25 protein-coding genes are annotated in these 23,019 nt (G+C 64.0%); 16 read left to right on the forward strand and 9 right to left on the reverse strand.

The window, feature by feature from the left end:
* Positions 1–69 precede the first annotated feature (69 nt).
* From FJ419_RS27470 to FJ419_RS27490, 5 genes are all read left to right on the forward strand, one after another.
* Entirely contained in the window at positions 70–603 is a 534-nt protein-coding gene (locus FJ419_RS27470) for a sigma-70 family RNA polymerase sigma factor (protein ID WP_140700412.1), read from the forward strand.
* Complete coding sequence (locus FJ419_RS27475) at positions 590–1,375, forward strand: hypothetical protein (RefSeq protein WP_140700413.1); 786 nt, start codon at positions 590–592, stop codon at positions 1,373–1,375. The genes FJ419_RS27470 and FJ419_RS27475 overlap by 14 nt, the downstream gene beginning before the upstream one ends.
* Before the next feature lie 92 nt (positions 1,376–1,467).
* The gene (locus FJ419_RS27480; RefSeq protein WP_140700414.1) at positions 1,468–1,770 is read left to right on the forward strand and encodes a hypothetical protein; all 303 of its coding nucleotides are present in this window, start codon (positions 1,468–1,470) and stop codon (positions 1,768–1,770) included.
* A 130-nt stretch (positions 1,771–1,900) separates the two neighbouring features.
* The gene (locus FJ419_RS27485) at positions 1,901–2,452 is read left to right on the forward strand and encodes a hypothetical protein (RefSeq protein ID WP_140700415.1); all 552 of its coding nucleotides are present in this window, start codon (positions 1,901–1,903) and stop codon (positions 2,450–2,452) included.
* A 33-nt stretch (positions 2,453–2,485) separates the two neighbouring features.
* Positions 2,486–3,244 (forward strand): DUF4336 domain-containing protein, encoded by a 759-nt coding sequence (locus tag FJ419_RS27490; RefSeq protein ID WP_140700416.1) that lies wholly within the window; start codon positions 2,486–2,488, stop codon positions 3,242–3,244.
* Between the two features lie 116 nt (positions 3,245–3,360).
* Here FJ419_RS27490 and FJ419_RS27495 read toward each other — a convergent pair whose 3' ends face one another.
* A complete protein-coding gene (locus tag FJ419_RS27495) occupies positions 3,361–4,713 on the reverse strand; it encodes a chloride channel protein (RefSeq protein ID WP_140700417.1) in 1,353 nt (450 codons plus the stop codon).
* A 189-nt stretch (positions 4,714–4,902) separates the two neighbouring features.
* The gene (locus FJ419_RS27500; protein ID WP_140546497.1) at positions 4,903–5,202 is read right to left on the reverse strand and encodes a hypothetical protein; all 300 of its coding nucleotides are present in this window, start codon (positions 5,200–5,202) and stop codon (positions 4,903–4,905) included.
* 404 nt (positions 5,203–5,606) lie between these two features.
* Here FJ419_RS27500 and rlmN point away from each other — a divergent pair, with 404 nt between their 5' ends.
* Genes rlmN through FJ419_RS27515 form a run of 3 tightly spaced genes read left to right on the forward strand, consistent with a single transcriptional unit; the run spans position 5,607 to position 8,055 of the window.
* The gene (rlmN, locus tag FJ419_RS27505; protein ID WP_140700418.1) at positions 5,607–6,839 is read left to right on the forward strand and encodes a 23S rRNA (adenine(2503)-C(2))-methyltransferase RlmN; all 1,233 of its coding nucleotides are present in this window, start codon (positions 5,607–5,609) and stop codon (positions 6,837–6,839) included.
* Entirely contained in the window at positions 6,836–7,303 is a 468-nt protein-coding gene (locus tag FJ419_RS27510; RefSeq protein WP_140700419.1) for a hypothetical protein, read from the forward strand. Before rlmN ends, FJ419_RS27510 begins: the two co-directional genes overlap by 4 nt.
* 47 nt (positions 7,304–7,350) lie before the next feature.
* A complete protein-coding gene (locus FJ419_RS27515; protein WP_140700420.1) occupies positions 7,351–8,055 on the forward strand; it encodes a GNAT family protein in 705 nt (234 codons plus the stop codon).
* Here the strand turns inward: FJ419_RS27515 and FJ419_RS27520 are convergent.
* Both FJ419_RS27520 and FJ419_RS27525 read right to left on the reverse strand, forming a co-directional pair.
* Positions 8,052–8,705 carry an outer membrane protein gene (locus FJ419_RS27520; RefSeq protein WP_181170827.1) on the reverse strand — a complete coding sequence of 218 codons (654 nt, stop codon included), beginning with the start codon at positions 8,703–8,705 and terminating at the stop codon, positions 8,052–8,054. The two genes, FJ419_RS27515 and FJ419_RS27520, sit on opposite strands and share 4 nt — an antisense overlap.
* Before the next feature lie 118 nt (positions 8,706–8,823).
* Complete coding sequence (locus tag FJ419_RS27525) at positions 8,824–9,465, reverse strand: LysE family translocator (RefSeq protein WP_095770006.1); 642 nt, start codon at positions 9,463–9,465, stop codon at positions 8,824–8,826.
* Between the two features lie 435 nt (positions 9,466–9,900).
* On the opposite strand from FJ419_RS27525, the gene FJ419_RS27530 reads away from it, so the two are divergent.
* On the forward strand, positions 9,901–11,124 hold the full coding sequence (locus FJ419_RS27530; RefSeq protein WP_140700422.1) for an argininosuccinate synthase: 1,224 nt from the start codon (positions 9,901–9,903) through the stop codon (positions 11,122–11,124).
* A 301-nt stretch (positions 11,125–11,425) separates the two neighbouring features.
* Complete coding sequence (locus FJ419_RS27535; protein WP_140700423.1) at positions 11,426–13,081, forward strand: hypothetical protein; 1,656 nt, start codon at positions 11,426–11,428, stop codon at positions 13,079–13,081.
* Between the two features lie 120 nt (positions 13,082–13,201).
* Here the strand turns inward: FJ419_RS27535 and FJ419_RS27540 are convergent, their stop codons facing one another.
* Entirely contained in the window at positions 13,202–14,005 is an 804-nt protein-coding gene (locus FJ419_RS27540) for a lytic transglycosylase domain-containing protein (protein ID WP_140700424.1), read from the reverse strand.
* A 363-nt stretch (positions 14,006–14,368) separates the two neighbouring features.
* Here FJ419_RS27540 and FJ419_RS27545 point away from each other — a divergent pair, with 363 nt between their 5' ends.
* The 5 genes from FJ419_RS27545 to rpsP all read left to right on the forward strand — a co-directional run bounded on the left by FJ419_RS27545 (position 14,369) and on the right by rpsP (position 19,114).
* Positions 14,369–14,974 (forward strand): DUF1236 domain-containing protein, encoded by a 606-nt coding sequence (locus tag FJ419_RS27545; protein ID WP_140546505.1) that lies wholly within the window; start codon positions 14,369–14,371, stop codon positions 14,972–14,974.
* 486 nt (positions 14,975–15,460) lie between these two features.
* Positions 15,461–16,411: a CPBP family intramembrane glutamic endopeptidase gene (locus tag FJ419_RS27550; RefSeq protein ID WP_140700425.1), complete on the forward strand. Its 951-nt coding sequence runs from the start codon at positions 15,461–15,463 to the stop codon at positions 16,409–16,411.
* Positions 16,412–16,750: 339 nt separating this feature from the next.
* Entirely contained in the window at positions 16,751–18,328 is a 1,578-nt protein-coding gene (gene ffh / locus FJ419_RS27555; RefSeq protein ID WP_140700426.1) for a signal recognition particle protein, read from the forward strand.
* Between the two features lie 7 nt (positions 18,329–18,335).
* Positions 18,336–18,662, forward strand: a complete 327-nt coding sequence (locus FJ419_RS27560) for a chorismate mutase (protein WP_095770012.1) — start codon at positions 18,336–18,338, stop codon at positions 18,660–18,662.
* A 50-nt stretch (positions 18,663–18,712) separates the two neighbouring features.
* Entirely contained in the window at positions 18,713–19,114 is a 402-nt protein-coding gene (gene rpsP / locus FJ419_RS27565) for a 30S ribosomal protein S16 (protein WP_140700427.1), read from the forward strand.
* 76 nt (positions 19,115–19,190) lie between these two features.
* Here the strand turns inward: rpsP and FJ419_RS27570 are convergent, their stop codons facing one another.
* The 3 genes from FJ419_RS27570 to FJ419_RS27580 all read right to left on the reverse strand — a co-directional run bounded on the left by FJ419_RS27570 (position 19,191) and on the right by FJ419_RS27580 (position 20,552).
* Complete coding sequence (locus tag FJ419_RS27570; protein WP_140547045.1) at positions 19,191–19,454, reverse strand: YMGG-like glycine zipper-containing protein; 264 nt, start codon at positions 19,452–19,454, stop codon at positions 19,191–19,193.
* A 147-nt stretch (positions 19,455–19,601) separates the two neighbouring features.
* On the reverse strand, positions 19,602–20,129 hold the full coding sequence (locus FJ419_RS27575; RefSeq protein ID WP_140700428.1) for an SRPBCC family protein: 528 nt from the start codon (positions 20,127–20,129) through the stop codon (positions 19,602–19,604).
* Positions 20,130–20,141: 12 nt separating this feature from the next.
* Positions 20,142–20,552, reverse strand: a complete 411-nt coding sequence (locus FJ419_RS27580; protein WP_140700429.1) for a DoxX family protein — start codon at positions 20,550–20,552, stop codon at positions 20,142–20,144.
* A 137-nt stretch (positions 20,553–20,689) separates the two neighbouring features.
* Between FJ419_RS27580 and FJ419_RS27585 the strand changes: the two genes are divergently transcribed.
* The gene (locus FJ419_RS27585) at positions 20,690–21,118 is read left to right on the forward strand and encodes an ACT domain-containing protein (protein WP_140700430.1); all 429 of its coding nucleotides are present in this window, start codon (positions 20,690–20,692) and stop codon (positions 21,116–21,118) included.
* Between the two features lie 729 nt (positions 21,119–21,847).
* Here the strand turns inward: FJ419_RS27585 and FJ419_RS27590 are convergent.
* Positions 21,848–22,882 (reverse strand): aspartate-semialdehyde dehydrogenase, encoded by a 1,035-nt coding sequence (locus FJ419_RS27590; RefSeq protein ID WP_140700431.1) that lies wholly within the window; start codon positions 22,880–22,882, stop codon positions 21,848–21,850.
* Positions 22,883–23,019 lie beyond the last annotated feature (137 nt).

Genomic DNA, 23,019 nt, shown 5'->3' on the forward strand with positions numbered 1-23,019 from the left:
GCAAGATAGGCCCGGCTTGCGCCAATCCGGCTTGAAGCGGGCGACACGAGACGGGCGGCATGAGATGGGATGAAAGCGAAGTTCGACGTCATACCGCATCTGGAGGATTTGTGGCGTTACGGCAGGGTGCTCACCGGCAATGATTCCGATGCCGATGACCTGGTGCAGGAAGCTCTCGCCCGCGCGCTCTCGATGGCTGGCAGCTACGATCCCTCCCGGGCGCTGCTGCCCTGGCTGATCAGGATTGTCCGCAACACCTTCTTCACCGGCGCCAGCCGTGCCGATGCCGACAGGCGGCGCCTCGCATCCATCGCCGACATGTCGGATGCGGCCTCGCCGCCGCCGCAGGAGCACAGCGCCGAACTCTCCAACGTCACCAGGGCCCTCGCCCGCATGCCGACCGACCAGGCCGAAATACTCCATCTCGTCGGCGTTCTGGGCTTCACCTATGCCGAGGCGGCCGAACTGCTGGGCGTGCCGACAGGAACCGTGATGTCCCGCCTCAGCCGGGCTCGCACGGCCTTGAAGAACAACATGGAAAATATGGGCAGCGCAGCTTCCCGTCATTTGAAGATCATTGGAGGGCGTGATGTGGCCCGATAATCGCGTTTCCGAACAGGATATCGGCCGCTTGCTGGATGGCGAATTGTCGCCGTCGCAGCGATCCGAGCTGCAGGCCCAGCTTGCCCGCGAGCCCGAACTGGCGGCGGCGGTGTTTGCCCATGCGCAGCGCATGGAAGCGCTGCGCGATTCCCAGCCCCGGCGATTGTTCCCGCCCGGCGCGACCGTCGACAAGGCGAGACAGCTGGAACAGGCGCTTCGCCGCAGGCGGATGTTCGCCATGCTTAGGCTTCAGGCCGCCGCTGTCGCGCTGGTCGCGATCGGGTGGTCGGCCAACTCGCTGACCGTGCCGCTTCGCCAGGGCGGCAAGACGGCCGACGAAACCTTCATCCTGGCTGCGCGGGATGCGCTGCGCGTCGCGCAGCTCAATGCGGGTCCCGAAAAGGGTGTCGAGCTCAAGCAGGACAAAATCCAGCGGCTGGTTGGCGCCGTCAACGTCAGCATGCCGACGCTGCCAGCGTCATGGGCCGTCAAGGATGTCCAGGTGCAGCCCTGGAATGGACAGCAGAGCCTTGTCGTGACAGCCGATACGCCAAGCGTCGGGCGCATCACGCTTGTCGCCGCTCCGATGAACGGCGAGGGCGCCGTTCCCCCGACGCCCGCCACCGACGGCCGCGTGCCGACCGTCTATTGGCAGTCTGGGGGCACGGCCTACGCGCTGATGGGATCTGCCGCGCCGGATCGGCTCGAGGTGGAAGCAAAGCAGATCGAGGTCGCCACGCGTCGCAGCGTTGCGCCGAAGATAAGAGGCTGATGGCGGCCGCCGGTTGCAGAAGGGAAAAGAATGCGCCCGATGCTGGAGTTCAAAGCCCGCCCCTCCCGCATGCTGTCGGATGGGTTCGCACGATGAACGTCCTGTCGTTCGAAAGGAGATACTATCCGTCCACCTGCCCGGTTTGCGCCGGAGTGTCCCTGGAAGCCGAGGTCACCGTGCGCAAGGTGGAATTCCAGTGTGCCGCCTGCGGGGCATTCGAGATCACCTCAGCGGCTCGCACCGCGATGAAGGGCCTGTCACCGGAGCATCGCCAATTGTGGCTGTCGCAAGCGCGGCTGCGGGCTTCAACCGTCCCGCTGATCGCCTGCGCGAACGAGACGCTGCCGCAGGTCGCCGGCCCCCAGGCGATTCGGGAACGTGACCCGGGGACGTGACCCGGTAAGGGTTGCGCGCGGACGCTTCCCCAACGGCCCGGCATCTCGGCTTGGCGGGCCGTTTTCGCGAAAAGAGGAAACAGCCGGCTCCGATTCCGGGGCCCATCCAGCCAGGAGCTAGGCGACCGCAATGCGCAGATTGGAAGATTACGAGGAAATCGCACTGATCGGTTATCCCTGCGACGGGGAATACATCGCCATGATGACGAATGGCGAGCAGCAGAACTGGCTGCTCGGCGGCGAGCTGTGTGGATGGAATGGCGCCAACCTCGCCGGTCAGGCCGCTGCCTTGCCCAGATATTATCCGCAGGGGTCGAGCCTCGTCCTGGCCACGATCAAAGGCGACAACCTTGTCGCGATCCGGGACTGCAACATCGTCTCGGGCCCGGCACAACCGCTGGCGACGGCGAATGCAAATCCGGGCGAAGGGCAAGCCGGTCCAGCCGAAGACGCGCGGCGCGCCGATTTTCGCGCCGCGGCGATGTTGCGCGATTTCGCGTCCATGGCGTTCGACCCGGCCACCGAAATGATGCTGTCGTCGATCGCGGCGCGCATGAAGCTCGCTCGCATGGATGTGATCCGTATCGCGCTTCGCGAGTGGCTGGCAAAGCGTGAAGCCGCGCGCTTCCCTCCCGACGAAGGCGCGCCATATGGCTCCGTGACGCCGGACCGTTTCTGCTGACCGGACCGCGCTTCGAGTTATCGGCGAGCAGCCATGCCCCAGGAACATCTCTCTGACCGGTCCAGTCTGGAACTTTACGAGCCGATCGACGTCCTGAAACCCGTCGCTCCCGATCTGTGGATCGTGGACGGGCCACGGATCGGCTTCGGCGTCGGACCGTTTGAATTTCCCTTCACCACCCGCATGACGGTCATGCGGCTTCGCAATGGCGACCTGATCCTGCATTCGCCCGTGGCGCTGACGCCCGCGCTCCGGTCCGCGGTTGAGCTTTTGGGGCCGGTCCGCTTCCTGGTTGCGCCGAATTCGCTTCACTACTGGTGGCTTCCCGACTGGAAGGCCGTTTTTCCCGGCGCGGAGGTTCTCGCCGTGCGCGGCCTGCGGGAGCGGGCGAAGCGTCCGATCGCGGTGGACCGGCTGCTGGTGGGACGCGGCTCACCCTGGCCGGCCGAGGTCGACCTGTTGGTGGTGCGCGGCGACGTCCTCACCGAGGCGGTGCTGTTTCACCGCGCCTCGCAAACGCTGGTCCTCACCGATCTGATCGAGAACTTCGAACCGAGCCGGATTCACAATTGGTTTCTGAGGCTCCTCGTCAGGCTCGCCGGCGCGGCCGATCCGGACGGCAAGGCGCCCATCGACATGCGGCTGAGCTTCTTTCGCCGTCGTCGGGCCTTACGCGCGGCGGTTGACCAGATGCTCGCCTGGCAGCCGGAACGCGTCATCATCGCGCATGGCCGGTGGTATGACAAAGACGGCACCGCCGAGCTCAGGCGCGCGTTCCGTTGGGTCTTGTGACGACGACCCACCTTCGAAGCTGCTAGAGCAATTCCAGGAAAAGTGTGAGCGGTTTTCCGTCCGGAATTGCGTAAAAAACAAAGAGATAGGGCGTTTCGTCGTTTCCGTGAAACGCACTAGGCTTTCACCGCTTCGCTCGTCTCCGCCCGTCGCCGCCGGATCGCCTCGGCGATGAAGACGCGCGACAGCGCGTGGTAGAGCGGTTCGTTGGAGATGAGCCGCGCCGTGCCGTAGCCAAGCATCGCCGCGCACATCAGCGCGATCACATTGTCGTGGTTGCCGGTCATTTCGAGAATGATGACGAAGGCCGTCATCGGCGCCTGCACGACGCCGGCGAAATAGCCGGCCATGCCGAGCAGCGCCGCGGTTCCCGTGGCCGTGCCGAAGACCAGGCCGAGCGTGCTGCCCAAGCCGGCGCCCACTGCCAGCGACGGCGCGAAGAGGCCGCCTGGAATGCCCGATACCATCGACAGCAGCCCGGCGGCGAATTTCTCGACGAAGAACAAGGCCGGCAGCGGCGTGCCTTCGATCGCGCCGCGCGCCTGCGTGTAGCCCGTGCCGAAGGTCGATCCTCCGGAGGCGATGCCGATCGCGGCGACGGCCAGGCCGCAGACAGCCGCCACGACCAGCGCGCGCGGCAATGGCTGCAGCGCGTTCCAGCGGCGGATGCGGCGCATGACTTTCAGCGCCAAGAGCGAGAACAGCGCGCCGACACCGCCGCCGATGACGCCGCAGGCGAGCACCAGCGGCCAGTCCGTGGCGAAGGCGACCGTGTCCCTGGCGACGCCGAAATAGGTGTAGTTGCCGAGCAGCCCGAGCGAGGCGAGGCCGGCCAGGATCACCGCCGTCAGCACCAGCCCGTTGGTGCGCGCCTCATAGGCCCGGCCCATTTCCTCGATGGCGAAGACGATGCCGGCAAGCGGCGTGTTGAAGGCGGCGGCGATGCCGGCGGCGGAGCCTGCCAGGATCAGGCCGCGCGCCTGCGCCATGCCGCCCCAGCGCGCCGCCTGCAGCATCAGCGAAGCGCCGACCTGCACTGTCGGGCCCTCGCGCCCGATCGAGGCGCCGCAGGCGAGGCCGACGATGGTCAGCGCGATCTTGCCCACCACCAGCCTGAGCGACAGGATGTGGCTGCGATCGTCCTCGTCGCGCAGATGCCGCGCCGCGATCGCCTGCGGAATGCCGCTGCCTTGCGATCCCGGAAAAAAGGAATGCGCAAGCCAGGCGCAAAAGACGAAACCGAGCGGCGTCACGACGAGCGGCAGGTAGAAGCGCCAGCCGCCGTCATTGCCCGTCATGACATGGAACAGGCCTTGCGCCCGGTCGGCGAGCAATGCGAACAGGACGCTGATCAGGCCGATCGAGATGGCGCCGGCCCAGAAGACGAGGCGCGGCTGCCAGACGCGCCGCGACATCCACATGGCGTGGGAACGCCGCAGCATGCGGGATTTTCGCGATATGCCGGCCATGACCGTCCTCTTGATGGTTACCCGCCCTAGCACACTCGCCGGGCCGATCAACCCGCGAGGGCGAGCCCGAAGCTATCTCAATCAGGTCAGGGAGCGGTGCTCATGAGTCGCGGCACAGGGCATGCCGGATGGCGGATAACCCGCCGGCGCACCGGCCGGCGGGGAGGTCGGCACGCAGGATCGGCGAGGTCACATCGCCATTTTTTCACATTCGGCCTGGGCCTTCTTGGTCGACGTGTCGACCATGTAGGCCTTGCCCTTGGCGTCAGTGATCATCATCATGCAATGCTTGATCGGCTTGGCCATCTTCATCATCTCGGCGCTCATCTTGGCGTCCGGCATCATGGTGCCCATGTGGCCGTCCGGCATGATCGCGGTGACCTGCCCGCCCTTCATCATCGTCATGGCGCCCATCGTGTCCTCGGCAAGGGCTTGCGAGGCGCAAAGACCGGCGAGGCCGGCAATAAGCGCGAATTTGATCGAGTGCATTGAACAACTCCCATTGTTGAGGGGCATGGTCGCCCCTTTCAGGTTCGCGCACGCGTTTCGATTGATTACGCCAACACGAAGATGTGATCGGTTTTTGAGGGCCATCGCCAGTCGCGGCCCCTCCTTCTCCCGCTAGCGGGGTCCGAAGGACGGGCGAGATCCGTGGCTCACCCGGGCGGTGGATCGACGAGCAGCGCCGAGACGGATGAGGGGTGTTCCAGGGAACACCAACGCCTCACTCCGCTGGAGCACCCCTCATCCGACCGAGCTTCGTTCGGCCACCTTCTCCCGCAAGGGGAGAAGGAAAGCGGGGCGCATGACTCCGGCGCCGAGCTGTGCTATGCGCCGCGCTTCCTGGCGGCCGGTGCTGAAATCGGCCGCAAATCGCTTATATTGGCGCCACCATGACCGTTTCGCTTGATCTTACCGCCGAGGGCGCACGTGATGCCTTGCGCTGCGCAGCACCGGCCGAGAAGCCGTCGCTGATCGGCCTGACCCGCGCCGAGCTCGGCGGGGCGCTTGTCGACGCCGGCATCGTGCCCGAGCGCCAGGCAAAAATGCGCGCGCAGCAGCTCTGGCACTGGATGTATGTGCGCGGCGTTTCCGACTTCGCACATATGTTCAATATCTCCAAAGACCTGCGCGCCGAGCTTGACAAGCATTTCACCGTCGCCCGGCCCGAGATCGTCGAGGAGCAGATCTCTGCCGACGGCACGCGCAAATGGCTGTTCCGCTTTCCGCCGCGCGGCGCCGGCCGTCCCGTCGAGATCGAGACCGTCTACATTCCCGAGGAAGGCCGCGGCACACTCTGCATCTCCTCGCAGGTCGGCTGCACCCTGACCTGCTCCTTCTGCCACACCGGCACGCAGAAGCTGGTGCGCAACCTCACCGCCGAGGAGATCCTGGCGCAGCTGCTCACCGCGCGCGACCGCCTCGGCGATTTCCCCGACCGCGACACGCCGGACGGCGCCATCGTGCCGGCCGAGGGCAGAAAAGTTTCCAACGTCGTCATGATGGGCATGGGCGAGCCGCTCTATAATTTCGAGGCGGTGAAGAAGGCGCTGCTGATCGCCTCCGATGGCGACGGGCTTTCCTTGTCAAAAAGGCGCATCACGCTGTCGACCTCCGGCGTGGTGCCGGAAATCTTCCGCACCGGCGAGGAGATCGGCGTGATGTTGGCGATCTCGCTGCACGCCACCAACGACGATCTGCGCGACCTGCTCGTGCCGATCAACAAGAAGTTCCCGCTGAAGGAGCTGATCGCCGCCTGCAAGGCCTATCCCGGCCTCTCCAACGCCAAGCGCATCACCTTCGAATATGTGATGCTGAAGGACGTCAACGATTCGCTCGACGATGCCAAGGCGCTGGTCAAGCTGCTCAAGGGCATTCCCGCCAAGATCAACCTGATCCCGTTCAATCCCTGGCCCGGCACCAACTACCAGTGCTCGGACTGGGAAACGATCGAGAAGTTTGCCGACTACATAAACAATGCCGGCTATGCTTCGCCGATCCGCACGCCGCGCGGCCGCGACATCCTCGCCGCCTGCGGCCAGCTGAAGTCGGAATCGGAGCGCATGCGCAAGGTCGACCGTCTGGCGCTCGAAGCCATGATGATCGCGGGACACGGCGAGGCGTGAGGCGCATCGTCGCCTACCTCGTCCGCTTCGCCGTCATCCTAGTCGGCTATATCGTCGCCTCGATGACGGCGAGCGCCTTCCTCAACATCCTGGTCCTGGCGCATCTGGGCTACACGCCGGCCAACCCGGAGCCGACGGCGACGGCCTCGCTCTATTTCTCGGTGCCTTTCGTGGCGCTGTTCGTCGCCTATTTCGCCTTCATGCCGGCGGCTGTCGTCATTTTGATCGCCGAGGTGCTCGGCCGCCGCGACTGGCTGTTCTACGCGCTGGGCGGCGCCGTCATCGCCGTCGTTTTCCTCGGCTTCGTGCATAATGTGGGCGACACCAATTTCGACGTCACCGAAACCAATGCCAGATTGGCGGTGATCGGCGCCGGCATGGTCGGCGGCATCTTCTATTGGCTTTCCGCCGGCCGCTGGGCCGGAAGCTGGCGCCGCGAGGCGTTGCCCGACCTGGAGCGGTAGACTGCACCCGGATCAACTGAGCCAAACTCCGGCTTGACCCCGGTTCGATGCTCCCGCATCACTGGACCATGCCGAAGATGCCGCAACCGGGCGCCAAGCCCCTCGTCACGCCCCTTGCAGCACAGGGATTGAGACCCGTCTTTGTCGACCGCTGGAGCGACAAGATCCGAATCCGCACGCTCAGGCCGGCGGATGTGACACCCGAGATCGCAGCTTGGCTAGTCGATCCCGCCGTCATGGAAGGATTGAACGCGCCGCAAAAAGCGATGGGCCTCGATGCCTTCCGGGCCTATGTCGCCAGCTTCGATAATCTGAAGCGCAATCTCATGACGATCCTCGGTCTGCCAGACGGCCAGCCGCTCGGCCTGGCCGTCATGGAGGTCGATCTGCGGCACCGGCTCGGCTCGTTGCACTTGATTATCGGCGATCCGGAGAACCGGGGTAGAAATGTTGCCTTTGAGGCATCTGCCGTTCTGCTCAGGCATTTCTTTCGCGAGCGAAAGCTCGAGAAGGTGACCTTTCAGCCGCTGGCGCGTAACGCCGCGGCTATCGCCGTGTGCGAACGTTTCGGATTGCGGCTGGAAGGCACGTTGCGGGCCCATCGCATAGATGGCCGGACCGGCAAGCGCCTCGACCAGATGCTCTACGCGCTGACATTGGAAGAATATGACGAACGCGTTCGCGCCTTGGAGGCGGCCGGCATGGTTCGACCCTTCGCCGGCCCTGGTCTCCCGACCCAAAAACTGCCCTAAAAACGATACGCTACGCCGAATTTTACTGTATCGAGGGACGGTCGAAAGCTCGCGCCAGCCGTGCCGCCCGGCCCAGGTTCGATCTTGTCGAATGCGTAGTGGAGGTATTCCCCTTTCAGCGACCAGTTCGGCGCAAGTGCATACTCCGCGCCCAAGCCGATCACGCCGCCCACCTTCACACCTGAAAAATCCGCAGTCGACCCGACTGGCGCAAAAATGGGACGGTCATAGGAAGTTGCCTGAAAATGCCCGGCAGCCACGCCGCCGGTGACATAGGCAAGGAGTTGGTCGGTCGGCGTGTAACCGGCTCTCAGCCTCGCCGTCGCGACCCAGTCGACGTCGTAAGTATAGGCTTCACCCTTGCCGAGAAGGTCTAGGTGGCCGAATTTTGTGTCGTGCATGCCGACGAAATCGAAATCGCCGGCGACGCCGTAAACGAAGTTCCCGCTCTGCCAATCGTGCCCGGCATAGATGCCGCCGAGATAACCATCCTTTTGATGGCTGCCGTCGAAGTTTGTCGTGTCGGCATCGAAATCGACGGAGGAGTGGGCATAGCCGCCCTCCACGCCGACATAAGATCCCGACCAGTTATAGGTCGCCTCCTGCGCGCTGGCCTCGCAGACCAGCCCGATCACGGCAACGGATGCCAAGAGTAAGCTCTTCATTAGTCCCCCAATATGCCCTAGCGAATCTTCTAGGTGGGCAGAATCCTGGGGGCAAGAGCAGCAATGCAACAGCGCCGGCGAATTTTACGCGATGGCTAACGCCCTACTTCGCCTGCGCGGTCAGGATCTTGAGCGCGAAGGCCGAGAACACGCCGCCGAACAGATAGTCGACCACGCGCGTCACCCGCGGGCTTGCCTTCATCGCCGCCGAAAATTTCTCCGCCGCCAGCACCATCGGCGCCGTCACCGGGATCGACAGCACGATGAACATCACGCCGAGGAAGAACAGCTTTCCGGACGCATTCGGATCGTGCGCGGAGACGAATTGCGGCAGGAAGGTCATGAAGAACAGGATGATCTTCGGGTTGAGCAGGTTGACCCCGAGCCCGGCCGCCCAGCTACGGAACAGCGAAACCTGCGGTCCCGTTCTCTTTTCCGGCGAAAAGGCCGAGCCTTTCGTCACCGCTTGAAAAGCCAGGAACACCAGATAGCCGGCGCCAAAAATCTTCAAGACGAAGAAGGCCATCGGCGAGGCGACGATCAGCGCCGAGATGCCGACCACCACCAGCGTGGTGTGGATCAGTGTGCCGCAGAGCGCGCCGGCCATGGAGGCGAAGCCGGTGGCGCGGCCCTGGCTCAGCGTGCGCGACACGAACAGCGTCATGTCCGGCCCCGGCGTGATCGCCAGGATGATGGTGGCGATGGCGAACTGGATCAGCGTCGAAGTGTCGGGAATGAAGGACATAGGGGAGCCCCTGCGGGAAGACTGGTTTCTATAACGCAGCTGCCTTGCCGATGCCAGCGACTGGTCGGCGCAGCCTCTGGTCCAGCATTGGCAACAACCAGCCTCCAGGACGCTTTCTTCAGGCAATCGTTGATGTCGGCGCCGCCCCTCATTGCCCTGCCGGGCATTTCTCCCCGTTTACGGGGAGAAAGAGGCCGGCCGCTACCTTGGCGTCATTCCTGCAACGTTGGAGATTGGCGAAAGCGACGATGACAGCGCCCTTCTCCCCGTTCACGGGGAGACGATGGCGGCAGCCAGATGAGGGGCGGCGCAAACGTCCAAAGATTTCTAACTGCAGCCTCTGAAGCCATAGCACGCGGCCGTTCATCTCTTGCGCCGCCCGGAAAGGCCGTGATACCTCGCCCGCGAAGCTATTTTCCCGCGGAACCGCCAAAAATGTCCAAGACCAAGAACGTCAAGAAAGTCGTGCTCGCCTATTCCGGCGGCCTCGACACCTCCATCATCCTGAAATGGCTGCAGACCGAGCTGGGCGCCGAGGTCGTCACCTTCACCGCCGATCTCGGCCAGGGTGGTGAGCTCGAGCCGGCGCGCCGCAAGGCCGAGATGATGGGCATCAAGGACATCCGCATCGTCGACGTGCGCGAGGAGTTCGTCGCCGACTTCGTCTTCCCGATGTTCCGCGCCAACGCCGTCTATGAAGGCACCTACCTGCTCGGCACCTCGATTGCCCGGCCGCTGATCTCCAAGCACCTGGTCGATATCGCCAAGGAAACCGGCGCCGACGCCATTGCCCATGGCGCCACCGGCAAGGGCAACGACCAGGTCCGCTTCGAGCTTTCGGCTTACGCGCTCAACCCAGACATCAAGGTGATAGCGCCGTGGCGCGACTGGTCGTTCAAGTCGCGCACCGACCTTCTCAATTTCGCCGAGCAGCACCAGATCCCGGTGCCGAAGGATAAGCGCGGCGACGCGCCCTTCTCAGTCGACGCCAACCTCCTGCACTCCTCCTCCGAAGGCAAGGTGCTGGAGGATCCGTGGAGCGAGCCGCCGGAATTCGTGCATCAGCGCACCGTCTCGCCGATGGATGCGCCCGATGTCGTCACCGAGATCGAGATTGAATTCTTCAAGGGCGATCCGGTCGCGCTCGACGGCAAGAAGCTGTCGCCGGCCACCATGCTGGCGGCGCTCAACGACCTTGGTCGCGACAACGGCATCGGCCGCCTCGATCTGGTCGAGAACCGTTTTGTCGGCATGAAGTCGCGCGGCGTCTACGAGACGCCAGGCGGCACCATCCTGATCGCCGCCCACCGGGCGATCGAATCGATCACGCTCGACCGGGGCGCCGCCCACCTCAAGGACGAGCTCATGCCGCGCTATGCCGAGCTCATCTACAACGGCTTCTGGTTCTCGCCCGAGCGCGTCATGCTGCAGGCGATGATCGACAAGAGCCAGGACGATGTCGAAGGCACGGTGCGGCTGAAGCTCTACAAGGGCAATGTCATCGTCACAGGCCGCAAGTCGAAGAAGACGCTTTATTCCGATGCGCTGGTCACCTTCGAGGACGACCGCGGCGCCTACGACCAGAAGGACGCCGAGGGCTTTATTCGCCTCAATGGGCTTCGGCTGCGGACACTGGCGGCAAGGAACCGCAAAGGCTGAAGCTGCTGATCTCCCCCCTTGAGGGGGAGATGTCGCCGAAGGCGACAGAGGAGGTCGCCGCGGATGGGGCCCCGGCGTCGTCTCTCGTCGCGAAAGGCGTTGGCGCTTTGTGCGAGGCGACTCTCTCTGGCCTGCCGGCCATCTCACCCTCAAGGGGGAGATTCCCGCTTGCCCGGCTTCGCCAACAAAAAACCCGACGCACAAGGCCGCCTTATGTAAACGCTCCATTAGTCGTCGCGATTAATTCGGCCGCAACCGGCGGCTGGTAAATCGTGAACTGACAAAGGAGGCCTAACCCACCATGCCGAAGGCTGCGCAGCTCCTGATCGGCATTATCATCGTCGCGGGCGCTTGCTGGGTCGGTGCATATACCGGCGCTGCAATTACCGTGATCACGATGGGTTTCCTCGGCGGCGTCGGCGAGCTCGTCAGTGTCATGTTGCCCTTGCTGGCAGCGGCATTTGTTTTCTGGCGCGGAACGCGTAGCGGTAAACCCGGCTATCAATGGGCACCTCTCGTGTTCTTCGTGGGCTGGGCCTTGGTTTCGGTGGCGATGCGCGGCTACCTAACCCTTGAAGCGGCCAAGGTGACGTCCCCGGCGATCGACCCGGACCTGGCGAAGATCAAAACCCTGGTCGTCGACGATTTTCTCAACACCAGCCGCACCTTCGTTTCGGAGAGCGTCGTCGATCAGCTGGTGGAGATCGCGCACAAGGACAACAATCCCGCCAACCCGATCAGTTCCGTTCGGCAGACGACGCTTGCCAGCGGCCCAGAGTGTACCGATGAAGACATGGCACGATCCGCACAATTGCGGGCTGTCGGCCGGACCGACGAATGTTTCAAGCAAACGATGCTCCCGGCCGTTCCGGATGGGCTGCGCATTCTTCATCCGGCCGACTATCACTGGGGCCCAAGCCAGCCAGGCAAACTCACGGCGGTCGTCGCCGACAACGGCCGGGAGACTGAAGTCCTGCAGTGGCGCCGAAACTCCGCGCGTGTGCCGGCCTATCTTCCGCTGTTCAGGATGGGCATGGGCTCGTTCGACCAGGCGCAAACGATCTGGGAAACGCGCTCGGGACCTTTCGAAGTGGTCAACTATGGCGACGTTGACCTGACACCGCAGGCCATGGCGGCAGCGATCTATCGCTTCGACCCGTCCCTTCCCCCTAAGCCAAACACCGCCGACCCGGCAGTTTTGGCTGAACAGGCGTTCGCGCTCGCGTCTCGCGGCGACCTCAGCGCCGCCCTTAACATCGTCGCCCTTCTCGACCGGAAGAACTATCTCGATGACAACATGGTCAAGGCGGCCGCCTATGCCATCTTCAAAATCAAAAGTGACATTGCCGGCGGTCGACTGCCCAAGCTGGACAAATTCGCCGACAAGCTGAACGTGCGACAGCGTAACGTTCTGAACGATGAGATCATTCGAATTCTCACGACGCCTGCGGCATGCAGGTGCCGGGCATTCCTTTTTAGTTCCGCTGATCTCGGACAGCGAGCCATCGACGCTTTCCAAAACACGTCCGACTTGGAGCAATGGCAATATGACGGGCTTCTGACCGCAACGATGTACGTCGCCACGCCATTCAGGGAGCACCGCCAGAAATTGTTCGCCAGCATCATTGCCTCGCACGACCCATCGAACGGTCGTCGCTTGGTCTCCTACGCCAGAATGGCCGGACTTACTCTGCTTGACGCGGAAATGCGGGCATTGATGTCGAAACTGCCTGAATTGCGGGGTGAGGAACTCTTTTTGCTCGCGGTGGACGTTCGCCTGCCTTCGCCCGCGCAGGCCGCCAGGTTCAGCAGCACATACGATCCGCAACTCAACGTCCACAGTGATACCTGGCGTGCCTTCTGGGGGGCCATGCGCTCGCAGGCTTCCCGTATCCCGGATGACAAGCAAAGGCTGCGAGCCTTGGATGAAATCGGGAAAAGACAGGCCGAAAGCTAAGCAATTCCAGTAAAAGTTCACAGCGGCGGAATTGCGCACAAAGAGATGGAGCGGTTTCCGTGAAACGCTCTACAGCAGTTCAGCGATCAGACGCCGAACTGCTGCACCAGGGATGAATTATCAATCCGCGTCAATCGCCTCGGCTATTTGGGCGATGGCCTGCTGGTAGACGCTTGCCGAGTTCCAGCCCGCGATCGCGCCCATATTGGCCTCGTAGCTCGCGCCGGCATGCCAGCCATGCGCCTTGAGATAATTGGCGGTGGAAGCCAGCGCCGTGTTGCGGTCGCGCAGGTTTCCGCTGCCGACGCCATATTTCAGCACGTTCCCGGGCAGGAATTGGGTGTGGCCGATCTCGCCATGCATGGCACCGACTGAGGAGGCGCTCAGCGCGCCGCGATCGACGAGCTTCAGCGCCGCGATGGCGTGCGGGGTGAAATAGTCCGGGCGGCGGCAGTCATAGGCGAGCGTCAGGATGGCCGACACCGTGTTCTGGTTGCCCATCGAGGCGCCGAAGCCGGTTTCCATGCCCCAGATGGCGAGCAGCACGCCCGGCGGCACGCCATAGGTCCGCTCGATATTCGCGAACATCGCCGCGTTAGCCTTCTTCAGCGCGCGGCCTCTCGAGATGATCGCGGACGCCCCGCGGCGTTTCATGAAAGCCTCCACCGAGCCGCTGAAAGCCTTGTGGATGGCGCGATCGGCCGAAATCGTCCTTGTCGCGTAGGTCGCCCCCTCCAGCGCCGAAAGCCCCCTTTGGCCGACGCCTTCGGCCTTGGCCTCGGCGGCAAAGTCCTGCTTCCAGGCGTCGAAGCCGGCGCCGTTCTTGCCGCAGCTGGCCGCGGCTTCAGCGCCCGTCGCCAGCCCAAGCATCGCCACCACCGCCGCGGCGCCCGCGAAAATCCTTCTTTTGGCAAAAAATGCCATGTCCTTCTCCTAGTTGCCTTGAATCACGTCCCGGTGGCGAATTTGCCAGCGAAACGCCCGGTTGTCACCGCCCTCGCTGGGGACGTGACACCCGACACTGGCGAAAGAAGGGCAATTTGCCTGCGATCGGCCATCAGGTGTGGCGGGCTTACCTCATGAAAGACGTCGATGTCGTGGTCATTGGCGCCGGTCCGACGGGACTTGCCGCGGCTAAAGCGCCTTGCGCCCGCTCACGCCCTTTTGACCGGAACCCCGAGAAATCGTGGAACAATTCGTGAGTGGCCGAAAGGCGCTTCAGCCGGAACGCATAAGCTTTGGTTTCGTTTCCGACCGCGAGGGAGAGTGGAAAAACGGAGTGAAACCATGAAACGCGTACTGTTTCCGGCGCTTGCCGGCGCGCTGTTCGCCATGTCGGGCGCGGCCTTGGCCGACACTGCCGTCTCGGCGGTGGCCGATCTCAATGTGCGCGCCGGCCCCGGCCCGCAATATCCCGTGATTGGCGTGCTGGCCGCCGGCCAGTCGGCAACGCTCACCGGCTGCATCGAGAACAGCAAATGGTGCACGATCGCTGAAGCGGGCGGCAATGGCTGGGTCTATTCCGACTATGTGACGGGCGATTTCGGCGGCAGCCGCGTCGTGCTGACACGCCGGCCGGCCAATGCCGGCATCGCCGTCGTGTCGCCGCCGACCGATAACATCTACACCACGGACAGCTACACCGGCGCCATCGTTCCCGGCGACGACACCATCGAGTCGATCGGCAGACCGCCGGCCGAGGTCGGCACCTATGTCACCACGCACCGGGTCGATCCGGTCTATCTCGAGGGCGAGGTGGTGACCGGAGCCACGCTGCCCGACACGGTCGAGCTGCGCGAGATTCCCGATTACCGGTATCGTTATGTCTATGTGAACAACCAGCCGGCGCTGGTCGACCCCGGCACGCGGCGCATCGTCTATGTGATGCGCTGATTGTGGCCAAGAGACAAACGGCCGCCGGGATGGCGGCCGTTTGCTTGCGTGCTGGTCGCTCATGGTTGCGTCGGTGCAATCCCGCATAACCGCACACGTTCGGGATTGGCCGAACCGTCCGAACTTCGTCATCCACGGGCGGAGCGGGAGCGAAGCGGACGCGCAGACCCGAGGATCCATGCCGTTACCTTGGCCGAAGAGCGCAGCGGAACAGAATTCTGCGCTGTGGCAACGCTCGGAAGTATCGGAATGGATCCTCGGGTCTGCGCCGCGTCGCTTCGCTCCTTGCTTCGCCCGTGGATGACGACGAGATGGGCGTTCCAGCTAATCTCCCACCGTCGTGATCGCACGTTACTGTTCCGTGGTACGAATTCGATGTTCGTGCCCTCAACGCGATCCAGTCAGTCCCGGCTCAAAGCAAGGTAATCGCTCGGTAACCACCGACCTCCTACACAACACAGCCTAAGCCTTCGGCAGGGGAGCCGCGTGACGATCGAAAATACCGCCTTCGAGCGCTATCGCCGCTCGCCGAACGAAAAGACCACTTTGCTGCGGCTGTTTTTCGGCACGGCAATCGTCATTGCCTTCTGGATGGCGGCGACGGCCGTCGTGCTGTTTGCCGGCACCTATGTCTATCTCGTCTGGCGCCTGCCCGGCCCCTCGACCGGGCAGTATATGCAGGACTTCGTGGCATCGCCCGTCGGCATCCTCAGCGCGCTGAGCTCCTTTGCCGGCATCTGGGTCGGCCTGTGGGTGGCGATGCGCTTGGTGCATGGCGAGCCGCTGTCGGCTCTCTTCGGCGTCGGCCGCCGCATCGCGGGCGGCGATTTTCTCAAGGGCCTGGTCGCGGTGCTGATCACCTCGCTGTTTTCCGAGGTGCTGCTCTATTGGCTGCAGCCGGAGATCGCGCGCGGACCGATCGCCCTCTCGTCCTGGCTGCTCTTCCTGGTGCCGATCGCGCTGCTCGCCTTCCTGCAGACCTCGTCGGAGGAAATGCTGTTTCGCGGCTATCTGCTGCGCGCCCTCGCTCATCGTTTCAGGAGCCCCCTGGTCTGGGCGGCGCTGCCCGGCCTGCTGTTCACGTCGCTGCACTGGAATACGGCCTCGACGCTGGCCATCAATGCCAGTGTCTTCATCTCGATCGGCACATTCGCCCTGCTGCTGACGCTCCTGGTCTATGTGACCGGCAATCTCGGCGCCGGCTTCGGCGCCCATCTCGGCAACAACCTGACCGGCTTCCTGCTGATCTCGCACCAGGAGGCCTATAATTCCTTCGCGCTGCTCAATGCCAAGCCCCTCGAAGGTCCCGGCTGGACCCATCTGGACGCCGTTCTCATCGCCGCGATCGGCGTCGTCAGCACGCTTCTGACGATGCTGCTGCTTTTGCACCGGCGCTCGCCGCTGCGGGTCGGGGCGACCCGGCAAAGCCCGCTATGAGACGCCCCAACGGCGGCGTTTTGGCCGGGATTCCAGCATAGTTTCTTGACGCATGTCGTTGCCGCAAAACCGCTGCGCAGTTTGCGCGACATGCGTTGGCCTTGACTCCGCGGCCGATTTCCTGTCTAGAGCCGCTGAATTCCGCGACGAGTTTTCTTTCGCGAAAGCCGACCAGGACGCCGAAGCCTCTTTGAGGCGGCTGCTGTAAAGAGATCCTGGAGGCCAACACCCGGCAGCGCGATGCGCCCCCGGGTGCTTTTTGGCTTTGCGCTTTTGCTTGGCGACCCGGCGCGAACGCACTACCTCTCGGTCGAACCTCACCGAGATCAAGGACCGCAGATGTTTGAATCCCTCCAGGAGCGTCTTGGCTCCATCCTGAACGGCCTGACTGGTCGCGGCGCGCTGTCCGAGGCGGATGTCTCGGCGGCTTTGCGCGAGGTGCGCCGTGCGCTGCTCGAGGCCGACGTCGCGCTGGAAGTGGTTCGCTCCTTCACCGACAAGGTGCGCGAGAAGGCGGTCGGCGCCGCGGTGCTGAAGTCGATCAAGCCCGGACAGATGGTCGTCAAGATCGTCCATGACGAGCTGGTCGAGATGCTCGGCGCCGAAGGCGTGGCCGTCGATCTCAACGCGCCGGCACCCGTGGTTGTCATGATGGTCGGCCTACAGGGTTCCGGCAAGACGACGACCTCGGCCAAGATCGCCAAGCGGCTGACCGAGCGGCAGAACAAGAAGGTCCTGATGGCCTCGCTCGACACGCGGCGGCCCGCCGCGCAGGAGCAGCTGCGCCAGCTCGGCGAGCAGACCAAGGTCGCGACGCTGCCGATCATCGCCGGCCAGAGCCCGGTCGATATCGCCAAGCGCGCCGTGCAGGCCGCCCGGCTCGGCGGCCATGACGTCGTCATCCTCGACACCGCTGGCCGCACCCATATCGACGAGCCGCTGATGGTCGAGATGGCCGACATCAAGAAGGTGTCGAGCCCGCACGAGATCCTGCTCGTCGCCGACTCGCTCACCGGCCAGGACGCCGTCAATCTGGCCAAAAGCTTCGACGAGCGCGTCGGCATCACCGGCCTGGTGCTGACCCGCATGGACGGCGACGGCCGCGGCGGCGCTGCGCTGTCGATGCGCGCCGTCACCGGCAAGCCGATCAAGCTCATCGGCACCGGCGAAAAGATGGACGGGCTGGAGGAATTCCACCCCAAGCGCATCGCCGACCGAATCCTCGGCATGGGCGACATCGTCTCGCTAGTCGAGAAGGCCGCCGAGACGATCGACGCCGAGCAGGCGGCGGCGATGGCGAAAAAGATGCAGTCGGGCAAGTTCGACCTGAACGACCTCGCCCAGCAGCTTCAGCAGATGTCCAAGATGGGTGGCATGGGCGGCATCATGGGCATGATGCCCGGCATGGGCAAGATGAAGGACCAGCTGGCCGCCGCCGGCCTCGACGACAAGATGTTCGGCCGCCAGCTCGCCATCATCTCCTCGATGACCAAGGCCGAGCGCGCCAACCCCGACATCCTCAAGCACTCGCGCAAGAAGCGCATCGCAGCCGGTTCCGGCACCGACGCGGCCGAGATCAACAAGCTCTTGAAGATGCATCGCGGCATGGCCGACATGATGAAGGCGATGGGCGGCAAGGGCAAAGGCGGCGGCCTCATGCGCGGCATGATGGGCGGCCTTGCCTCGAAAATGGGGCTGGGCGGCATGATGCCCGGCGGCGGCATGCCGGATCTTTCCAAGATGGATCCCAAGCAGCTCGAGGCCCTGCAGAAGCAGGCGCAGGCCGCCGGCCTCGGCAAGGGCCTCCCCGGCGGACTTCCCGGTGGCGGACTGCCGGGCCTGCCAGGCGGCATGAAGCTTCCGGTTCTCCCCGGCCTCGGCGGCGGCGGGCTCCCCGGTTTGGGCAAGAAGAAGTGAAGGGGCGATGAACGAGGAGAAAGATATGGCCGATGCACGCGCCATCCTGGCCGGCTACCGCGCTTCGATCGACAACATCGACGCCGCCCTCATCCATATGCTGGCCGAACGCTTCCGCTGCACCAAGGCGGTCGGCGTTCTGAAGGCCGAGCATGGCCTGCCGCCCGCCGACCCCGCGCGCGAGCAGCAGCAGATCGCCCGCCTTCGCCAGCTGGCGAAGGATGCGCATCTCGACCCGGATTTCGCGGAGAAATTCCTCAACTTCGTCGTCCGCGAAGTGATCCGGCACCACGAACAGATCGCCGCTGCCAACGGCGTGACGAAAACCGGCTGAAACCAGCCGAAAACTCATCAACGAAATCAGAGCTTTTAGGAGACAAAGAAATGGCACTGAAGATCAGACTGGCCCGTGCGGGCTCGAAGAAGCGTCCTTACTACCACGTCGTCGTCGCCGACGCCCGTTCGCCGCGCGACGGCCGTTTCATCGAGTCGCTCGGCTCGTGGAACCCGCTGCTTCCGAAGGACGGCGAGCGCGTCAAGGTCGACGCCGACCGCGTCAAGCACTGGCTGTCGCATGGCGCCCAGCCGACCGACCGCGTGCTGCGCTTCCTCGACGAGGCCGGCATTGCCAAGCGCGAGGCCCGCTCGAATCCGAACAAGGCGCTGCCCGGCAAGAAGGCGCAGGAACGCGCTACCCTGTTGAAGAAGGCCCAGGAAGACGCCGCTGCGGCGGCTGCCGCGGCGAGCGCCGCACCGGCCGAGGTTGAAGCGGCCGGCGCCGAGTAACCACGGTTCTTCGTCGCCTATGAAAACGGCGGGCATCGGCCCGCCGTTTTTCTTTGTTCGATTTCGATCCGATACCTCAATAGCCGGACGGGCAGCGCGCCACATAGACACGCCCGTAGCGGTCGCGATAGCGGCACTGGCCGCTTTCGCTGGCATGGCCGATCAGCGCGCCGGCCACCGCGCCGACAGCGCCGCCGACAATGGCCCCTTGGGTCGGGTTGTTGGCCACAGCAGCGCCTACAGCCGCACCGCCCAACCCGCCGATCGCAGCACCCTTTTCCGTTTGCGAGCAGGCGCCCAAGGCCATGGTCAGCACCAGGATGGTAATTGCTTTCTTCATCGCTATTCCTCTCTCAAGCGCCGTCCTCGCCGCCATGCCTTAAACTCACAAACAGCTAAATTGATCCCGGCAATGATGAAGATTGGCCGGCTACGCGCCGGCCGGATTTACGGCACTGAACGCCAACTTGTTGAAACTTCGTGGTTTTCAGCGCTCCGAAAGGCGCTTCAGATTGCCGAGCCCGGCCTCGAAATCCTTGCCGATCAGCCTGTCGAAATTCATGAACAGGCCCATCAGCTTGACGATGAAGGGCCTTGCCCCGCGCATCGCCCAGGTGACGGTCGTGCCCTCGCCGGACGGCGAAAGGGTGAAGTCGACACTATTGTTGGCCCTGAACGGCTTTTCGAAGTCGAGCTTGAGCGACACCAGCGATGACGGCACCGAATTCGTGATCTCCATGCGGCCCTTGCCGGCCTTGGAGTTGCCTTCCCAGGCATAGGCCGCGCCCTTGCCGCTTTCGGCGCCGGACAGCGTGCGCCTCATGCCGGGGTCAAGTTTTTCGAACGGCGACCATTCGGGCCAGCGCCGGAAATCATTGAGCAGCGGGAAGATCGTCTCGGCCGGCGCCTTGATGCTGGCCGAACGCGAGACGACGAAATCGTTCGGCCGGGTCGCGGCATAGATCAGCATCGCGACGATGATGACGACCAGGATGATGAGGATGGTGGCAAACATCTCTTTGCTCCTCTATCGCGAGAACGGGATCAGCGCGCGCAGCCTTTGGTCGCGCAGGTAGAGCCCGCCCCACAGGACGATGCCGAGATAGACGCCGAACAGAGTGTGCGAGAAGAGCGGATTGCCGATCCGCACATGGGTCGAAATCGCGCCGCCCATATAGGCGGTGAGCAGGATGGCGCCGAGCACCGAGGTGCGCGGGATGGCGTAGAGCGCGGTCGAGATCAGCCCGACGACGCCAAGCAGGCGCGCCGTGCCGACATCGTCCGGCCAACCCAGTTGCGCCATCGTCTGGGTGACCACGTCCAGCGGCGGCAGCTTGATGATGCCGTCGAAGATCATGAACAGGACGACGGCGGCGCTGAGCACGCGCCCGGTCCACAAGGCGCCGTTCGAGACAGGCGTGGCTTCGGAAATGCTCACGGATGTTCCCTCCTGATGGTTCAAGGGCTGGCTCTCTGCCAGCTTCGAACCAAGGACGGAGAACCACACGGCGATCCTACGGGTCGGGTGCGTTTTTTTCAAAAGCGTGGTTCAGTGAATGGAACGGAGGAGACAAGATGACCGGCGAGACCGACCTGCGCAGGCTGTTGGCGTCGATGACGCCGCGACTGCTTACCGACGTCTATGTCTTCACGACGCTGGCGCCGGACTCGGCCGTGCGGGATGGGCTCGATCCCGTCATGCAGTTCCGCGAGCGCGAAGGCCTGACCCTGATCGTGACCGAAGATGAAGCCAAGGCTGCCGGCCTTGCCGGAACGTTCCGCTGCCGGATGATCACGCTCGACATCCACTCCTCGCTGGAAGCCGTCGGCTTCCTCGCCGCCATCACCAAGCGGCTGGCCGCAGCCGGCATGGGGGTCAATCCCGTCTCGGCCTTCTATCACGACCATCTGTTCGTGCCGGCGGAGCGGGCGGAGGAGGCGCTGGCTATTTTGCGGAACCTGGCGGTGGAAAGCGGCGACTTGGCTCACCGCCTGAGTTCATAGAGAATATCCGGCAAGCCTTCCCGGACGCAGGAGGATATTTGAGGGCTCTGGACCGATCATGGGGGCCTAGCGCGGTTCCCCCTTCTCCCCTTGTGGGAGAAGCGCAACCATTAGCTCAGGCGGTGTGTTTTGCGGGTGGACTTTTGCTCCACGGAGTGCCGCGTTCGACGACGGCGTTGGCGAAGATGAGGAGCTTTCTGACACAGGCGATGATGGCTTGCCTGTGAGCCTTGCCGTTGTTCATAAGACGGCCGTAGAGGGCGACCAGAGCGGTGTTCCAGCTTGACACGGACTTAAGCCAGCATTGAGTGCGGCGGTAGAGGTCGCCGGCGTCTCACTACGCTGGAACACCCCTCATCCGTCTCGGCGCTTCGCGCCGATCCACCTTCTCCCACAAGGGGAGAAGGAAGAAGCGCCCCGGTCGAAGGCCGAGCCTGCGACCGCAGGCCGCCGGTCGTCCGGCGCACCCGCGCAGGGCCAGCCGCGGCAGCGGCGATACGGCCCGCGAGCGAAAACCAAACGGCCGAAGGCCGAGCCTGTGACCGCAGGCCGCCGGTCGTCCGGCGCGCCCGCGCAGGGCCAGCCGCGGCAGCGGCGGTGCGGCCCGTGAGCGAAAACCAAACGCCCGAAGGCCGAGCCTGCGACCGCAGGCCGCCGGTCGTCCGGCGCGCCCGCGCAGGGCCAGCCGCGGAAGCGGCGGTACGGCCCGTGAGCGAAAACAAACCGCCGTCAGGCCGCCTTCTTCTTCGGCTGGATCAGGCCGCGCTCGACCAGGAGCTCGGCGATCTGCACGGCGTTGAGCGCCGCGCCCTTGCGCAGATTGTCGGAAACGACCCACATCGACAGGCCGTTGTCGACGGTCGAATCCTCGCGGATGCGCGAGATGAAGGTGGCGTCCTCGCCGGCCGATTCGAGCGGAGTGATGTAGCCGCCGTTCTCGCGCTTATCGAGCACCTGGCATCCGGGCGCCTCGCGCAGGATCTCGCGCGCCTCATCCGCCGTGATCGGCTTCTCGAACTCGATGTTGACGGCTTCCGAATGGCCGATGAACACCGGCACGCGCACGCAGGTCGCCGTCAGCTTGATCTTGGGGTCGAGCATCTTCTTGGTCTCGGCGACCATCTTCCACTCTTCCTTGGTGAAACCGTCATCGAGGAAGACATCGATATGCGGGATGACGTTGAAGGCGATGCGCTTGGTGAACTTCTTGACATCGACCTGGTCGGCGACGAACACCGCGCGGGTCTGGGTGAACAGCTCGTCCATGCCTTCCTTGCCGGCGCCCGACACCGACTGGTAGGTGGCGACGACGACGCGCTTGATGGTGGCGAAGTCATGCAGCGGCTTCAGCGCCACGACCAGTTGCGCGGTCGAGCAGTTCGGGTTGGCGATGATGTTCTTGCGCGTGAACAGCGAGATCGCGTCCGGGTTCACTTCCGGCACGATCAGCGGCACGTCCTGATCGTAGCGGAAGGCCGACGAATTATCGATGACGACGCAGCCCTGCTTGCCGATCTTGGGCGACCATTCCTTCGACACATTGCCGCCCGCCGACATGACGCAGATGTCGGTGTCGGAAAAATCATACTGGTCGAGCGCCTTGACCTTCAGCGTGCGGTCGCCGAAGGACACTTCGGTGCCCTGGCTGCGCCGCGACGCCAACGCCACCACTTCGCTCACCGGGAAGCCGCGCTCGTCCAGAATGTTGAGCATCTCGCGGCCCACATTGCCCGTGGCGCCGACTACCGCAACCTTGAAACTCATAAGATCTCCTGTCCCTCTCCGCTTGGTTGTTGGAGAAACCCGCCGGCCTCATGCGGGTTCCGTCCCCCGGGCCGGACCCGGGAGAGGGTGGTTAGGCCAAGGGAATCACACCGTTTTGGTGCTGGTTTTGCCGGTTT

Origin of the sequence: Mesorhizobium sp. B2-6-2, from assembly GCF_006440615.1 — a bacterium.
Lineage (GTDB): Bacteria > Pseudomonadota > Alphaproteobacteria > Rhizobiales > Rhizobiaceae > Mesorhizobium.

What these genes read in the sequence shown, in the direction of transcription:
- FJ419_RS27470 (WP_140700412.1), top strand. Translation starts at nt 70, where the DNA reads ATGAAAGCGAAGTTCGACGTCATACCGCATCTGGAGGATTTGTGGCGT.
- FJ419_RS27475 (WP_140700413.1), top strand. Translation starts at nt 590, where the DNA reads ATGTGGCCCGATAATCGCGTTTCCGAACAGGATATCGGCCGCTTGCTG.
- FJ419_RS27480 (WP_140700414.1), top strand. Translation starts at nt 1,468, where the DNA reads ATGAACGTCCTGTCGTTCGAAAGGAGATACTATCCGTCCACCTGCCCG.
- FJ419_RS27485 (WP_140700415.1), top strand. Translation starts at nt 1,901, where the DNA reads ATGCGCAGATTGGAAGATTACGAGGAAATCGCACTGATCGGTTATCCC.
- FJ419_RS27490 (WP_140700416.1), top strand. Translation starts at nt 2,486, where the DNA reads ATGCCCCAGGAACATCTCTCTGACCGGTCCAGTCTGGAACTTTACGAG.
- FJ419_RS27495 (WP_140700417.1), bottom strand. Translation starts at nt 4,713, where the DNA reads ATGGCCGGCATATCGCGAAAATCCCGCATGCTGCGGCGTTCCCACGCC.
- FJ419_RS27500 (WP_140546497.1), bottom strand. Translation starts at nt 5,202, where the DNA reads ATGCACTCGATCAAATTCGCGCTTATTGCCGGCCTCGCCGGTCTTTGC.
- rlmN (WP_140700418.1), top strand. Translation starts at nt 5,607, where the DNA reads ATGACCGTTTCGCTTGATCTTACCGCCGAGGGCGCACGTGATGCCTTG.
- FJ419_RS27515 (WP_140700420.1), top strand. Translation starts at nt 7,351, where the DNA reads ATGCTCCCGCATCACTGGACCATGCCGAAGATGCCGCAACCGGGCGCC.
- FJ419_RS27525 (WP_095770006.1), bottom strand. Translation starts at nt 9,465, where the DNA reads ATGTCCTTCATTCCCGACACTTCGACGCTGATCCAGTTCGCCATCGCC.
- FJ419_RS27530 (WP_140700422.1), top strand. Translation starts at nt 9,901, where the DNA reads ATGTCCAAGACCAAGAACGTCAAGAAAGTCGTGCTCGCCTATTCCGGC.
- FJ419_RS27535 (WP_140700423.1), top strand. Translation starts at nt 11,426, where the DNA reads ATGCCGAAGGCTGCGCAGCTCCTGATCGGCATTATCATCGTCGCGGGC.
- FJ419_RS27540 (WP_140700424.1), bottom strand. Translation starts at nt 14,005, where the DNA reads ATGGCATTTTTTGCCAAAAGAAGGATTTTCGCGGGCGCCGCGGCGGTG.
- FJ419_RS27545 (WP_140546505.1), top strand. Translation starts at nt 14,369, where the DNA reads ATGAAACGCGTACTGTTTCCGGCGCTTGCCGGCGCGCTGTTCGCCATG.
- ffh (WP_140700426.1), top strand. Translation starts at nt 16,751, where the DNA reads ATGTTTGAATCCCTCCAGGAGCGTCTTGGCTCCATCCTGAACGGCCTG.
- FJ419_RS27560 (WP_095770012.1), top strand. Translation starts at nt 18,336, where the DNA reads ATGAACGAGGAGAAAGATATGGCCGATGCACGCGCCATCCTGGCCGGC.
- rpsP (WP_140700427.1), top strand. Translation starts at nt 18,713, where the DNA reads ATGGCACTGAAGATCAGACTGGCCCGTGCGGGCTCGAAGAAGCGTCCT.
- FJ419_RS27570 (WP_140547045.1), bottom strand. Translation starts at nt 19,454, where the DNA reads ATGAAGAAAGCAATTACCATCCTGGTGCTGACCATGGCCTTGGGCGCC.
- FJ419_RS27575 (WP_140700428.1), bottom strand. Translation starts at nt 20,129, where the DNA reads ATGTTTGCCACCATCCTCATCATCCTGGTCGTCATCATCGTCGCGATG.
- FJ419_RS27585 (WP_140700430.1), top strand. Translation starts at nt 20,690, where the DNA reads ATGACCGGCGAGACCGACCTGCGCAGGCTGTTGGCGTCGATGACGCCG.
- FJ419_RS27590 (WP_140700431.1), bottom strand. Translation starts at nt 22,882, where the DNA reads ATGAGTTTCAAGGTTGCGGTAGTCGGCGCCACGGGCAATGTGGGCCGC.